Raw genomic sequence first — 14,654 nt, 5'->3', positions numbered from 1 at the left:
GGGGCGGGGCGCCTCCGCCCCCCCCCTGGGGGGGGTGGGGCCCCGGGTCGGGGGGGTGGGGGGGTTGCCGCAGAAGGCACCTCCAGAACGTCGAGCACTGCCGCGCGGACCCCACCCGACCGGGCTTCGCCCGGCCACCCTCCCCTCAAGGGGGAGGGAAACCCGCGTCCGGCCACCGTCAACATCTGCTGCGTCGGCGACGACGACCAATCCATCTACGGCTGGCGCGGGGCCGAGGTCGACAACATCCTGCGCTTCGACAAGGATTTTCCCGGCGCCACCATCATAAGGCTGGAGCGCAACTACCGCTCGACCGCGCACATCCTTGGCGCGGCCTCCCACCTCATCGCCCACAATGAGGGCCGCTTCGGCAAGACGCTGTTCACCGACCGCGACGAGCCGGAGGACGGCAAGGTGCATGTCCATGCCGCCTGGGATTCCGAGGAGGAAGCTCGCGCCGTCGGCGAGACCATCGAGACCTATCAGCGCCAGAAGCACAATCTCAACGACATGGCGATCCTGGTCCGCGCCTCCTTCCAGATGCGCGAGTTCGAGGATCGCTTCGTCACGCTCGGCCTCAACTACCGCGTCATCGGCGGCCCGCGTTTTTACGAACGCATGGAAATCCGCGATGCGCTGGCCTTCTTCCGCGTCGTCGCGCAAGGCGCCGACGACCTCGCCTTCGAACGCATCGTCAACGTGCCCAAGCGCGGCCTTGGTGAAGCCACCATCCGCCAGATCCACGACACCGCCCGTGCGTTGCGCATCCCGATGCTGGAAGCCGCCGCCAAGCTTGCCGAAAGCGACGAGCTGAAGCCGAAGCCGCGCGCGGCACTGCGCGAGGTCGCGGCCAATTTCGAGCGTTGGCAGAAGGCGCTGGAAACCACGCCGCACACCGAACTCGCCGAGACCATTCTCGAAGAGAGCGGCTACACCGACATGTGGAAAAACGACCGCTCGGTCGAAGCGCCCGGCCGGCTGGAGAACCTCAAAGAGCTGATCCGCTCCATGGAGGAGTATGAGTCGCTACGCTCCTTCCTCGAGCATGTCGCACTGGTCATGGACGCCGAGCAGAACGCCGGGCTCGACGCCGTCAGCATCATGACGCTGCATTCCGCGAAAGGTCTCGAATTCGAAACCGTTTTTCTGCCTGGCTGGGAGGAAGGCCTATTCCCGCATCAGCGCGCACTCGATGAAGGCGGCCGCTCGGGGCTGGAGGAAGAGCGGCGGCTTGCCTATGTCGGCCTGACCCGCGCCAAGAAGAACCTGCATCTGTGGTTCGTCTCAAACCGCCGCATCCACGGCCTGTGGCAGTCGACCATCCCGTCACGCTTTCTCGACGAACTGCCGGAAGCCCATGTCGAGGTCGCCGAAAGCGGCAACTCCTATGGCGGCTATGGCAATTCCTATGGCGGCGGTTCTTTTGCCTCTGGTCGCGGCGGCCAGGGCGCAGGACGGCAAAACCCCTATGGCGCCTCGCGCTTCGACAATGTCGGCGCCGACACCGAAAAGTCAGGCGCCTTCTCCAACACCTACGCGACGCCGGGCTGGCAGCGCGCGCAGGCCAACCGCACCGAGGCCACCGACCGCAACTGGGGCTCGCGCTCCGGCCACCAGGTCGAGCGCATCGGCTATGGCGAGACGGACAGCGGCTACGGCGCCGGCCGCACTTCGGTCAAGGGCCGCACCATCGACGGCGAGCTGGTCGCCAAATCCGTCGCCGACAAGCCGTCCGCCTTCAACATCGGCGACCGCGTCTTCCACCAGAAATTCGGTAACGGCAACATTTCCAACATCGAAGGCAACAAGCTGACCATCGACTTCGACAAGGCCGGCCAGAAACGCGTGCTGGATGGATTTGTCGCGGCAGTGTGAGCGTCCGCTTGTCCTACAAGCGACCATTCTCTGGCGGAAGCCCCTACTTTCGTCATCCACGGGCGGAGCAGGAGCGAAGCGACGTCGCGGAGACCCGAGGATCCATGCCGCGACCTTGGCCGAAGGGTGCAGCGGAGCAGAATTCTGCACCGTGGTGACGCGTATAAGTCGCGGCATGGATCCTCGGGTCTGCGCTGCGCCGCTCCGCTCCTTGCTTCGCCCGTGGATGACGAAGCGAAGGGCGTCTGCGCCAATAGTCAGGGCATGCGGTCCGTCAACGAAATAGCCCCTCACCTATACCGCGCCTGGTTCCACTTGTGGCCGAGCAGCGACAGGATGATGATCAGCCCGTTGAAGAACTGGACATAGAAGCCGCTCAGGCCTGCCGCCACGACGCCGGTCTGGATGAAGGACACGGTGACGGCACCGATCGCGCCGCCGACCACGGTGCCGATGCCGCCCCAGGTTGGGGTGCCGCCGACGAACACCGAGGCCAGCACCGGCAGGAGATAGCCGTCGCCGGCGGTCGGCCACCAGGTGAAGTTGATCATCACCGAGAAGGTGCCGGCGATCGCCGCCCCAATGCCGACGAAGACGAACACTTTCACCCGCACGCGCTTGACGTCGATGCCCATCTGCTGGGCGCTGTCGGGGTTGTCGCCGACCACCCTCACCTGCGCGCCGAAGCGATGGCGGTTGTAGAGCATCGCCGACAGCACCACAAAGGCGATGGCCCAGAATATCTGTACCGGAATGCCCAGCAGCTGGCCGGAGAAGATCGTGTAGGCCCAGCTGTCAGCAAGGCTGGTCAGCGCCGTCGACTTGCCCTCGTTGATGATCTGGATCAGACCGCGCAGCAGGAAATTCATGCCGAGCGTGGCGATCAGCGACGACAGCCCGCCATAGACCACCAGCGATCCGACCAGGAAACCGAGCAGCATGCCGGTAATCAGCGCTGCAATGATACCCAGGAACGGATCATAACCGGCCTGCACGACCAGCGCGAAGACCCAGGAGGCAAAACCCATCGTCGCCGGAAACGACAGGTCGATCTCACCGCAGGTGACGACGAAGACCAGCGGCACCACCACGAACAGCGCCACCGGCAGCGTGGTCAGCACCGAGCGGTAGAGGTACCAGGTGGTGAAGACGGTCGGGTTGGCGATGATGAACACCGCCATCATGATGATGAACACGCCGAGCGTGCCGAGCGAGGCGCGGTTGTCGAGGATGAAGCCGCGCATCCAGTGATCGGATGGGTGCTTCCACTCCTTCTGGGAATTGGGGCGGGGAATGCCGGCCGCCGGCTCGTGCAGATCGGGTTCCATGGTGTTGCTCATCGTGCTCTCTGCTCCGCGTCGCCGGCGTCATGCAGTCCGGCCAACCCGCCCGGATGCGCGACGTCTTCCATGAAATTGATGAGGTCTTCGGCCGACTTGACCTGGCTGCGGTCGGCGGTGAGCGCGACCTTGCCGCGGTCCAGCACCACGAAGCGGTCGGCGATGTCGAAGACATGATGGATGTTGTGGCCGATGAACAGGATCGAGCGGCCGCTCGCCCGCACCTGGCGCACGAAATGGAAGACCTTGGCGGTTTCGGTCAGCGACAGCGCCGTCGTCGGCTCGTCGAGGACGATCAGCTCCGCCTGCTTGTAGATGGCGCGCGCGATCGCTACGCCCTGGCGCTCGCCGCCGGACAGCTGGCCGACGATCGAATGCGGCGTGAACACTTTCGAGGTGAAGCCGATCTCGCGCATCAGCCGGCTCGCCTCCTCGATCTCCTTGTTGACCCTGAGAAAGCCCATGAAGCCGGTCAGTTCGCGGCCCATGAAGATGTTGCGCACGATGGTCTGCTGCACGGCCAGCGCCCGGTCCTGGAACACCGTCTCGATGCCGGCTTCGCGCGAGCGCGCCGCACTCCATCCGGTCACCGGCTTGCCGCGGATGAGTATCTCGCCGCTGGTCGGCTTGACCACACCCGACAGGATCTTGATCAGCGTCGACTTGCCTGCGCCATTGTCACCGATGAGGCCGACCACCTCGCCGCGGTCGACGCTGAGATTGACCCCGCCTAGCGCATAGACGTGGCCATAGGACTTGCTGATGTCGCGCAGTTCGATGAGACGTTCGGCCATCGGATCCTCGCTTTCATTGTCGCGTGCCGGCGTTGTCGCCGCGGTTCCGCCGGCCGGGCCGGATACCCCGGCCGACGGCTTGGGAGGTCAGCGCAGCGCCTGCTTGGCCAGCTCGGCGACGATCTCGTAATTCTGCGGCGTGACGAAACCGGCGCCGGTGTCGACATTCATCGGCGCCAGGCCCAGCACCACCTGCTGGCAAAGGCTGAGGATCGGCAGATAGCCCTGCAGGAACGGCTGCTGGTCGGCCGTCAGCTGCACCCAGCCGCCCTTGAACGCCTCGACGATCTGCGGACTGGTATCGAAGCCGAAGTTGAAGATGTCGCCCGCTTTGCGTCCCGCCGCTTGCATGTAGGTCGGGACATTGCCGAGCATCTGGCCGCCGGGATAGCCGACTGCCTTCACATCGGGATTGTTGAGCAGCGCCGCGGTGATCACCGGTATCGCCAGATTGGGGTCGGACGCCCATTCGCCGCTCGGCGGCGACGACAGCTGGATGACCTCGACGCCGGCCTCCTTCAGTGCTGCGACCGTGCCGCGCTCGCGCGCGCCGCGGGCCTCGTTCTCGAACGGGCCGATCATGATCGCCTTGTCGCCGGCCTTGAGCTTGCCGAGCTTGAACGCCTCGGTGCCGAGCGCGCGGCCCTGCTGCTCCTGCTGGGCGCCGACATAGCCGCCGCCGAATGCTTCCACCACCTTCGGCACCGGCACGTTCTGGTACATCATCTTGATGCCGTCCTTGTGCGCCTGCTCGGCCAGCGGCATGATCGACGCGTCGCCCGGGTGGCCCATCATGGCGATGCCGTTGGGCTTCACCGCGACGGCTTCGCGCAATTGCTGCACCATCTTTTCAACGTCCCACTGGGAGAAGATGTAGTCGACCTTCGGCCCGAGATCGGCCGCCGCCTGCTTGGCGCCATTGTAGACGATGGTGCCGAAGGCGTCGCCCTCAGCGCCGCCGACGAAGAAGCGGATGTGGACGTCCTTGCACCATTGGGCATCGAGCGCCTGCGCGGGCAAGGTGGAGATTGTGGCGCAAAGCGCCGTGGCCGCCGCCACGACGGTCGAGCGCAGAAGTGTCGTTCTCTTCGCGATGCTCATGCACGTTCCTCCCATTGTTTCCCTCGTCAGCCGAGGGGCTTTTGATGATTGCTGGCAGTACCACTTGCTTGCCGGCTCCTCTCCGGCCTGCTCTCACGCTGGGTTCGGCAGGTAGCTGGCGCCTCCCCGGCATTGCTTCAGATATTCCAGCGCCCGTACCTGCCCTGTGATCTCGAGATCGTCGCGATAGACCGGGTCGTGCCAGCCTTCGATGTCGATGGCGCCCTTGTACCCGGCCAGCCGCAATTCGCTGATCACGCGCGTCCAGTCGCTGTCGCCGAAGCCAGGCGTGCGCATCTGCACGAAAGGCAGCCGGCCGAACACGCCATGCTCGCGGATGACGTCCCAGCGCACCGTCGCGTCCTTGCCGTGGACGTGGAAGATGCGCGGCGCCCATTTGCGGATCTGCGGCATCGGATCGATCAGATAGACAAGCTGGTGGCAGGGTTCCCATTCGAGGCCGAGATTGTCGTCGGACACTTCGTTGAACATCAGCTCCCAGGCGTCCGGATTGTGGGCGATGTTCCAGTCACCGCTGGCCCAGTTGCCGTCCATCGCGCAATTCTCGAAGGCGATGCGCACGCCTTTGTCGGCGGCGCGTTTGGCCAGCGGGCCCCAGACCTCCTTGAAGCGCGGCAGGCTGTCGGTCAGCTTCTTGCCGCGCAGGCGCCCGGTGAAGCCGCTGACCATCGACGCGCCGAACAGATGCGCATTGTCGATCACCGTTTCCCAGGCCTGCAGCACGCCGCGATCGACATCGCCGCTCTCCAGCGGATTGCCGAACACGCCAAGCGAGGACACCGTGACATCGGCATCGCCGATCGCCTCGCGGATCTGGCCGGCGAGCCGCGGCAGGTCCTTGCCGCCCAGCGTCTGCCAGAAGAAGGGCTGGATGCTCTCGAATCCGAGCGGCAGGATCGCCTTGATGTAGGCCGCCGGATCGTCGAGGTTGGCCCGCACCATGGTGCCGATCCGGATGTCGAGAAGCGGGTTTGGCATCATTGTGCGTCCTCTGCGATTGCCACGCGGCGTCCGGTTTCGGCGCTCTCGATGGCGCCGAAAACCATGGCCAGACTCCTGATGTTGTCGGCGCCACGCGTCTCCGGCTCTGTGCCGGTCTCGATGGCGTGCATGAAATCCCTGATGATGCCGAGATGGCCACCGATGCGGTCGGCCGGATCGAGCGACGGCACTTCGATCGGCTGGGTCTTGTCGATCAGCCCATCGCGGCCCGACGCCACCACCTCCGCCTTCAACGCATCGTTGCCGTCCCAAATGAGGCTGCCGCGCTCAGCGACGATGCGCCAGCTGCCTTCCCAACTGGTGCGGAAGCCGTCGGCACACCAGGAGCCGGCATAGGTGAAGACCTTGCCGCCACCGAGATCGAAGACGGCGCTGGCCGACGATCCCTGCCGGTACCAGGAATTGGCCGGCTCCCATTCCCGGCAATAGACGCCGGCCGGCTCGCCGGCGACCATGTAGCGGGCGGCGTCGAATGTGTGGATCGCCATGTCGAGCAGCAGCACATGGGCCATCTCCTCGCGAAAGCCGCCGAAATGCGGCGCGACGAAGAAGTCGGCATGGATGCTGGTCGGCGCACCGATGGCGCCGGAGTCCAGAAATCTCCGGATGCGCCTGACATTAGCGACATAGCGGCGGTTCTGGACGACGGCATGGATGCGTCCGGCCTGGCGAGCCGCCTCGACGATGGCCCGCGCATTCTCAGGACTGTCGGCGAGCGGTTTTTCCGTCAAGAGATGGCAATGATGGGCAAAAGCGGAAAGCGCGACTTCGCGCCGGGCAGCGGGAACCACCACATCGAACACCGCCTGCGGTTTGGTCTGGCCGAGCACGGCGTCGAGACTGGTGCCTATGACGACATTGGTGAGGTCGTATTCACGCGCCCTCGCCCGCGCCCTGTCGGCGTCGAGATCGACAAGGCCGACAATGGCCAGCCCGTCGATCTGCCGCACGGCATCGAGCCAGGCTTTGCTCATCGCTCCGCAGCCGACCAGGACGACATCGATCATCCAGCACTCCTCCCTCTCGGTCCCTCCAGACCGATCGTCACGGCATTCACGGCAAGACCGTAAACGTTTTTCCGTAAACGTTTACGAGAACACACCCGAAGGCGTAGAATGTCAATTGGCCGCTCGTGAAAATCGTCTTGCGCCTTGGCCTGAGCGGCTACCGGTGCTAGCCAAGCAAGGGGGAGAACAGTCATTTGGCATCCAGCATTCACGACCTTGCCCGTCACCTGAACATTTCGATCGGCACGGTGTCGCGCGCGCTGAATGGCCGCGCCGACGTCAATGCCGACACGCGCAAGCGCGTGCTCGAGGCGGCCAGGACGCTCAACTATTCGCCGAACCAGTCCGGCCGCAGTCTCAGGCAAGGCGCCACCCATTCGATCGCCTTCATGCTGCAGCCGCATCCGGGCGACCAGCAATATGGCGAGCCGTTCTTCATTCCGTTCCTGATCGGGCTGCAGGCCAGACTCGCCGAAAGCGGTCTCGACCTGATCGTGGTGATGGGCGCGCCCGGCGACTACCAGCAGGAGCGCCTGCGCCGCGTCGTCGAGACGCGCCGGGCCGACGCAGTGCTGCTGGCCTGGACGCGGCGCGAGGACGAGCGCATCGATTATCTAACCCAGGTCGGCTTTCCGTTCGCCACCCTTGGCCGCAGCCGCTCCGGAGACAAGTCCTACCCGTCCCTCGACCTCGATTTCGAAAAGGCTGGCGCTGACGCCGTCGACCGCCTTGTGGCACGCGGCCACCGCCGCATCGCCGCCATCCGCCCGTCGCTCGATCTCAACTTCGGCTATCTGTTCCTGGCCGGCTACCGCAAGGCCTTGCGGCGGCACGGCATCGAGGTCGACCCTGAACTGATCGCGTCCGGCTTCATCAACGAGGCCGGCGGCTACGAAGTGACGCCGCAAGTGATGCGCTCGAAAGATCCGCCGACCGCCATCATCTTCAACAATGACGCGATGGCGCTTGGCGGCTGCAAGGCGCTGGCCGAGATGGGCATCAGGCCGGGTCACGACATGGCGGTGACCGTCATCGTCGACACGCCGCTCTGCCGCTACTTCTCGCCGGCGCTGACCGCCTTCCGCCCGGCGCTGGAGCCGATGGGACAGCGGCTCGCCGAAATGCTGCTGGCCTCGATCCCGGCCTTCGCCGGCCCGGAAGGTCCGCGGATCATGCGCGAAGTCTGGCCGCTGGAACTGGTCGCACGCGACAGCGACTAATTGAGGCGAAACCCGCAGCCGCGTCGGTACGAGCTGATAGGCCTCAATCCACCTTCTTCTCGCCGGCTTCGCCGCGTTTGACGATATCGCCCGTGGTGAACAGAATTTCCTTCAGTTCCGCCCGCCAGTCCTTATTCTGGCGCAGCAGGAATTCGAGATCCATGCCGAAATGCTTGAATTCCTCGCCTTGCGCGTTCTCCATGATGGCCCGCGCCTGCGGGTCTTTTTCCACCGACATGCGCTGTTCGTACCAGCCGATCGCTTCCGCTTCCTCGATCAGCGAGGCGATCATGCGGGCAAAGGTCCGTACCTTCTGCGACAATTCTTCAGGCGGTTCGTGATACTGGTCGAATCCCATGTCGTCCTCCGTTGGCCATTCCCATGAATGCCCGGGAATGCCGCCGGTTCCGCATCATCGCTGCAATTCCATCCCTGTCACGACACTGGCGCAGCCCCGCCCTCTTCAGTGCGCCGGGCGATGAACTCGTCCAGCACGCCTGATGTGGCGGCAGCCGAAGCCGGCGGCTCGAAGTCGGCCAGCGCCCGTCTCCAGACACCGGTGGCGCGCTCGCTTGCCGTCTTCGAGCCGCTTTGCGTCCAATTGCCGAAATTCGACCAGTCGGCCACCAGCGGTTCGTAAAAGGCGGTGCGGTAGCGCGCCATGGTGTGGCCGGCCGAGAAGAAATGCCCGCCCGGCTGCACTTCGGCGATCGCCTCGAAGCCGATCGAATCGCTGTCACCCGGCGTCGCGGCACAGAGTTCCGCCACCGTCTGCAACGCCTCAATATCGGTGACCAGCTTCTCGAAGGAGACGCTGAGGCCACCTTCCAGCCAGCCGGCGGCATGGATGCACATCGTCGCCCCGGCCAGCACCGAGCCCCACAGCGCGAACTGCGTCTCGTGCGCGGCCTGCGCGTCCGAGATGTTGGCGGCACTGCCGCCGCCGGACCGCCACGGCAACCCCGTGAAGCGCGCCAATTGCCCGGCCCCCAGCGTTGCCTTGATATGCTCTGGCGTGCCGAAGGCCGGCGCGCCGGATTTCATGTCGACATTGGAGGAGAATGAGCCGTAGACGACCGGCGCACCAGGCCGCACGATCTGCGCCAGCGTCAGCCCCGCCAGCGCCTCGGCATGCTGCAGCGTCAGCGCGCCGGCGACCGTGATCGGCGCCATCGCACCCGCCAGGCAGAACGGCGTGATGACGGAGACCTGGCCTGCGCGGGCGAAATCGATGATGCCTTGAGCCATCGGAATGTCGAGTTGGCGCGGCGAATTGGTGTTGATGACGGTATAGCAATGCGCGTTCGCCAGAAATTGGTCCTGCGACAGGCCGCGCGCCAGCCGCAGCATCGCAAAACCGTCCTCGACCTGCGGCGTGCCGCGTGCGAACACGAACGGAAACTTGTCCGACAGCGTCAGCTGCGCGCGATTGACGGCATAGTGGCGAAAGCGGTTGTCGACATCCTGAGGCTCGATACAGGGTCCGAGCATATGCAGCACATCGAAATGCTGCACCAGTCGTATCAGGTCCTCGAAATCGGCGAGTGTCCCCGGCCGCCGGCCGCGTTCGAGGTCGGTGACATTCGGCGCTCCGCTCCCGGCCAGGAACGCCATCGAGCCAAGTTCGAGCGTCAGATCGCGCGCGCGGGAACCGGCATGGGCGTGAATCGACTTCGGCGCCGAGGCCAGTGCCGCCGTCACCATGTCACGCCCGATGCGCACCATGTCGGTGGCGGGATCCACGAGCGCGCCGGCGCGCTCGAAAAGCTCACGCGCCCGCGGCAGCAGCACCTTGATGTCGAGCTCTTCCAGCACCCGCAGCGCCGTGTCGTGAATGGCGGCGACCTGATCGTCCGAAAAAATCGGCTGCGGCAGGAACGGATTCTTCAGCGAATGGTAATTGGGCCGGCGGCTGCTTTCGCTGCCGGCCTCGCCCGTGCGTCCACGCCGGCGTTCGCGCCTGCTGTCCCGTGCCGCGTCATCGACCATCAGAAATCCTCCTCATTGCCGCATCGCCTTGCCCAGGGGATCGTAGGGCGAGGCCGCGATGACACGGGCCGGCCGCTCCTCACCCACGACATGCACCGAAACCGCGGTGCCCTCGCCCGCGAAATCGCGGTCGACAAGCGCCAGCGCCAGGCTCTTGCCGACCGTATAGCCATAGCCGCCCGACGTGACGAAGCCGACGCGCCGGCCCTGGTGCCAGATCGGCTCGAAGCCGCTGGCGTCGGCGTCGAGCGCATCGACCTCCAGCGTCACCAGGCATTGGCTGCTGCCGGCCTCCCGCTGTTTCAACGCCGCTTCGCGACCGGTGAAATCACCCTTGCCGAAAGCGATGAAGCGGTCGAGCCCAGCCTGATTGGGCGTATACCCTTGAGTGAATTCACGCGACCAGATGCCAAAACTCTTTTCCAGCCGTAGCGTGTTGAGCGCATAATAACCGATTTCGGCAAGGCCGAGATCCTCGCCGGCGGCCAGCAGCGTTTCACGCAGTGTGGCATGCATGGTTGCGGGGCAACTGATTTCGAAGCCGAGTTCGCCCGCGATCGACAGCCGCGCCACACGCGCCTGCACCATGCCGATGTCGAATGCTCCACAAGCCATGAATGGCAGTGCTGCACCGGAAACATCCTGATGCGTCGTGCGCTCCAGGATCTTGCGCGCGTTCGGCCCGGTCAGCAGGAAGCCGCTCATTGTGTCGGACAGGTCGGCGACGGTGACACTCTCCGCCGCATGAGCCTCGAACCAGCGCATGTGGAATTCCCTGAGATAGTAGGAGCCCATCAGCCAGTAGCCGCCGCCCCAGTTGAAGACGGTGAGATCGCCCTTCAGCCGTCCGTCATGGCCGAGCATGGGCGCCAGCCTCGCCTGTCCTGCTTTCGGCAGCTTGCAGGCGAGCAGCCGGTCAAGCCATGCTTCAGCGCCGGGCCCGGACACCGCATAGCGCGAATAGGCCGAGATATCGACGAGACCGGCGGCACTCCGCACCTGCAGCGCCTCGTCGCCGACGATGTCGAAGGCATTGGAACGGCGCAGCGTCGTGTTCTCGGTAAACCCCATCGGCGCGAAATAGGCCGGGATTTCCAGCCCCCATGAGGCCGTCCATTCGCATCCCGCCGCGCTCATGCCGTCATAGGCGCCGGGGCGTTTCAGCGGCCGGCCGGCCGGCAGCCGCTCATTGGGAAACGTCATGACGAAGCGTCGCGAATAGAACTGACGCGTCGTCTGCCTGAGATATTCCCGGTTGGCGGCAAAGGCGCCGTAACGAGCGATGTCCATACCGAAGATGTCAGCCTGCGGTTCGCCGTAGATCATCCACTCGGCCAGCGACTTGCCGACGCCGCCGCCCTGGCTGAAGCCGGCCATGACGCCGCAGGCGACCCAATAGTTCTTCAACCCGCGCACCGGCCCGACGATCGGGTTGCCGTCCGGCGTGAAGGTGAAGGCGCCGTTGACCCATTTGCGGATGCCGGCTGTCGCCAGGCAAGGAAAGCGCTCATGCGCCTTGGCGAGTTCGGGGCTGATGCGGTCGATGTCTTCCGGGATCAGCTCGATACCGTAGTCCCAAGGCGCGCCATCCATGTTCCAGTGCTTGGGGTTCTGCTCGTAGACGCCTAGCAGCACGCCCTTGCGCTCTTGCCTGAGATACGAAAAGCCGTCGAGATCGACGGCAAGCCCAAGTTCCTTGTCGAGAGCGGCAACCTCCGGAATGTCCTCGGTGATGAAATAATGGTGCTCCATCGGCGTCACCGGCAGGTCGACGCCGGCCATGCGGCCAAGCTGCTTTGCCCACAGCCCGCCGGCGTTGACGACATGCTCGGCGATGATGGTGCCTTGCTCGGTGATGACATCCCAGCGGCCGTCAGCGCGCGCCTTCAGCTCGACGACTCGATTGCGGAGGATGACGTCCGCGCCGCGCTTTTTCGCGGCACCGGCATAGGCGTGCGTCGTTCCGTAGGGATCGAGATGACCCTCGTTGGAATCATAGAGCCCACCGAGCACGCCAGCGACGTCGACGATCGGACAGATTTCCTTGATTTCTTCCGGCGTCACCAGGCGAGCGGTTTCGATGCCAACCGACTGGAAAACCGCCCACGCCGATTTCAGCCACTCCCAACGCGCCGGATCGCTGGCGATGTTGACGCCGCCGGTCATATGCAGGCCCGCATTCTGGCCGGATTCAGCTTCGAGTTCACGGTAGAGCTTGATGGTGTAGTCCTGCAGCGCCGCCACATTGGCGTCGGCGTTGAGCGCATGGAACCCGGCCGCCGCGTGCCAGGTCGAACCGGCCGTCAGTTCGGCACGCTCGATCAGCGCCACATCGCTCCAGCCAAAACGCGTCAGGTGATAGAGGACCGAGGCCCCGACCACGCCACCTCCGATGACCACTGCGCGGTAGTGCGACTTCAAGGCTTCCCCTCCACGGTTAGTCCGAAGGCTGGACCATATATGTACTGTACATAAGTGTCCAGTGCCGTGCGAGCTCACCGCTTTTCGCCAACCAGAGCCGCACGAGGTGATCAATTCTTTCCGTCAAGCACATGTTTTTGTCGTCGCCTGGAGAAGACGGCGGGCATGCATCGTGCGCTGTCACGCAAGCATCATGTTCGCGCCGTAGACCGCGTTTCGGGGAGGCGCGCGCGGCATCGTCGATGTCGCACCTCTTTCAGCTTTTTTCGTCCTGCGGCCGCTCCGGCTTGTCACAAAGAGGATTATCCATGAAACACCTGTACCGAACCGCGTCGCTCGGCGTCGCGCTGGCCTTGTTCACCGCCTTGACGCCGGCGCTCGCCGACAGCACCGCGACCGTCGGCGGCCTCGTCAACAAGGGGCTGGTCGGCGTCGGCCGCATCCCGGCCGCTCAGCGCGACAAGTTCGGCGAGACGTTCGGCTCGGGCTCCGGCATGGCGATCGACACATCAGGCTGGACGCATGACGCCGCCGGCTACAAAGGCTCGCTCTGGCTGCTGCCGGACCGCGGCTACAATGTCGTCGGCACCACCGACTACCGACCGCGCCTCAATACGATCGGCGTCGAGTTTGCCCCGGTAGCTCCAGGTGCCGCACCCGCCGCCGGCCAGGAGCAGACGGGCGTCAAGGCGACGCTTGCCGACACCATGCTTCTCACCGACGACAAGGGCGCCGACGCTACCGGCCTCGATCCGCTCAACGGCGTGCGCGCGGCAAGCGGCCCCATGCCGATCCTGCCCGAAGCCAATGGCAAGCTGGCGCTCGACAACGAGGCGATCGTGCGGCTGCCCGACGGTTCGATGTTCATCTCCGACGAATACGGCCCGAACATCTACCGGTTCTCCGCCGACGGCCATCTGCTGTCGGCGACCCAGCCGCCCGCCGCTCTCGTGCCGATGCGCCACGGCGCGCCGAACTTCGCCTCGGATAATCCGGGTCCGGGTGCCGCCGAGCCCGATCCGAAGGATCCCGATACCGGCCGCCAGAACAACCAGGGACTCGAAGGCATGGCGATGACGCCTGATGGCAAGTTCCTGATCGCCGTGCTGCAGTCCGCGCCCCGGCAGGATGGCGGCGATTCGCCCGCGACGCGCCAGAACACCAGGGCGCTGGTCTACGACGCATCCGACCTCGGCCATCTCAAGCTCGCGCATGAGTATGTCGTGCCGCTGCCGGTGTTCAAGGATGCCAAGGGCAAGACCAAGATCGCCGCGCAAAGCGAGATCGTGGCGTTGTCGGATCAGACCTTCCTGTTGCTGGCGCGCGACAGCGGCAACGGCCAGGGCCTGAAAGGCGACACCTCGCTGGTGCGCCAGATCTTCGTCGTCGACGTCTCGGCCGCCACCGACATCGCCGGCGGCGCCTTCGATGCCGCCGACAAGCCGATGGCGCCCAAGGGCGTGCTCGACCCGTCGGTGACGCCGGCCAAGCTGACGCCGTTCATCGACATCAACGACAGTGCCGAACTCGGCCGCTTCGGCCTGCACAATGGCGCGCCGAACGACAAGAACAACCTGTCGGAGAAGTGGGAGGCGATGTCGGTGGTCAGCGTTCTCGATCCGAAGCTGCCCGACGACTATTTCCTGTTCGTCGCCAACGACAACGACTTCCTCGCCCAGGACGGCTTCCAGGTCGGCGCGCCCTACAAGGCCGAGGACGGCGCCGATGTCGACACCATGTTCCTGGTCTATCAGGTCACGCTGCCGGGCCTGGCCAAGAAGTAACGACAACACGAAGGGGGGGGGCCCCGGGGCCGGCGGCCGCGCCGGCAGGCGTCGGGCCCCGCCACAGCGCCCCGAACGCGAGAGTAGTAGAAGAGACCAC

Annotated in this window: 11 protein-coding genes; 3 read left to right on the top strand and 8 right to left on the bottom strand. The window is 65.1% G+C overall.

Going from position 1 to position 14,654, the window contains the following annotated elements:
• A partial coding sequence (locus NKJ06_RS30525; protein ID WP_352811767.1) for an ATP-dependent helicase occupies positions 1 to 1,875 on the top strand: 1,875 nt, incomplete at its 5' end.
• A 290-nt stretch (positions 1,876 to 2,165) separates the two neighbouring features.
• Here NKJ06_RS30525 and NKJ06_RS30520 read toward each other — a convergent pair.
• The 5 genes from NKJ06_RS30520 to NKJ06_RS30500 form a co-directional block, all read right to left on the bottom strand.
• Positions 2,166 to 3,215, bottom strand: coding sequence for an ABC transporter permease (locus NKJ06_RS30520; RefSeq protein WP_352633623.1), 1,050 nt, complete (start codon positions 3,213 to 3,215; stop codon positions 2,166 to 2,168).
• Positions 3,212 to 4,009 carry an ATP-binding cassette domain-containing protein gene (locus tag NKJ06_RS30515; protein WP_352633621.1) on the bottom strand — a complete coding sequence of 266 codons (798 nt, stop codon included), beginning with the start codon at positions 4,007 to 4,009 and terminating at the stop codon, positions 3,212 to 3,214. The genes NKJ06_RS30520 and NKJ06_RS30515 overlap by 4 nt, the downstream gene beginning before the upstream one ends.
• An 87-nt stretch (positions 4,010 to 4,096) precedes the next feature.
• Positions 4,097 to 5,110 carry a substrate-binding domain-containing protein gene (locus NKJ06_RS30510; protein WP_352633619.1) on the bottom strand — a complete coding sequence of 338 codons (1,014 nt, stop codon included), beginning with the start codon at positions 5,108 to 5,110 and terminating at the stop codon, positions 4,097 to 4,099.
• Between the two features lie 93 nt (positions 5,111 to 5,203).
• Positions 5,204 to 6,112, bottom strand: coding sequence for a sugar phosphate isomerase/epimerase family protein (locus NKJ06_RS30505; protein ID WP_352633617.1), 909 nt, complete (start codon positions 6,110 to 6,112; stop codon positions 5,204 to 5,206).
• Complete coding sequence (locus NKJ06_RS30500; protein ID WP_352633615.1) at positions 6,109 to 7,140, bottom strand: Gfo/Idh/MocA family protein; 1,032 nt, start codon at positions 7,138 to 7,140, stop codon at positions 6,109 to 6,111. The genes NKJ06_RS30505 and NKJ06_RS30500 overlap by 4 nt, the downstream gene beginning before the upstream one ends.
• 194 nt (positions 7,141 to 7,334) lie before the next feature.
• On the opposite strand from NKJ06_RS30500, the gene NKJ06_RS30495 reads away from it, so the two are divergent.
• Positions 7,335 to 8,360 (top strand): LacI family DNA-binding transcriptional regulator, encoded by a 1,026-nt coding sequence (locus NKJ06_RS30495; protein WP_352633614.1) that lies wholly within the window; start codon positions 7,335 to 7,337, stop codon positions 8,358 to 8,360.
• Between the two features lie 43 nt (positions 8,361 to 8,403).
• Here the strand turns inward: NKJ06_RS30495 and NKJ06_RS30490 are convergent, their stop codons facing one another.
• The 3 genes from NKJ06_RS30490 to NKJ06_RS30480 all read right to left on the bottom strand — a co-directional run bounded on the left by NKJ06_RS30490 (position 8,404) and on the right by NKJ06_RS30480 (position 12,770).
• Positions 8,404 to 8,718, bottom strand: coding sequence for a ferritin family protein (locus NKJ06_RS30490; RefSeq protein WP_352633612.1), 315 nt, complete (start codon positions 8,716 to 8,718; stop codon positions 8,404 to 8,406).
• 77 nt (positions 8,719 to 8,795) lie between these two features.
• A complete protein-coding gene (locus tag NKJ06_RS30485; RefSeq protein ID WP_352811762.1) occupies positions 8,796 to 10,349 on the bottom strand; it encodes a trimethylamine methyltransferase family protein in 1,554 nt (517 codons plus the stop codon).
• 12 nt (positions 10,350 to 10,361) lie between these two features.
• Positions 10,362 to 12,770 (bottom strand): GcvT family protein, encoded by a 2,409-nt coding sequence (locus NKJ06_RS30480; RefSeq protein ID WP_352633608.1) that lies wholly within the window; start codon positions 12,768 to 12,770, stop codon positions 10,362 to 10,364.
• Positions 12,771 to 13,078: 308 nt separating this feature from the next.
• Between NKJ06_RS30480 and NKJ06_RS30475 the strand changes: the two genes are divergently transcribed.
• On the top strand, positions 13,079 to 14,554 hold the full coding sequence (locus NKJ06_RS30475) for an esterase-like activity of phytase family protein (protein ID WP_352633607.1): 1,476 nt from the start codon (positions 13,079 to 13,081) through the stop codon (positions 14,552 to 14,554).
• The last annotated feature ends 100 nt before the right edge of the window (positions 14,555 to 14,654 follow it).

This window comes from Mesorhizobium sp. M0293 (assembly GCF_040321735.1).
Classification (GTDB): Bacteria; Pseudomonadota; Alphaproteobacteria; order Rhizobiales; family Rhizobiaceae; genus Mesorhizobium.
The sequence above is the reverse complement of the archived record's forward strand: the minus strand, read 5'-3'. Positions and strand labels throughout refer to the sequence as shown.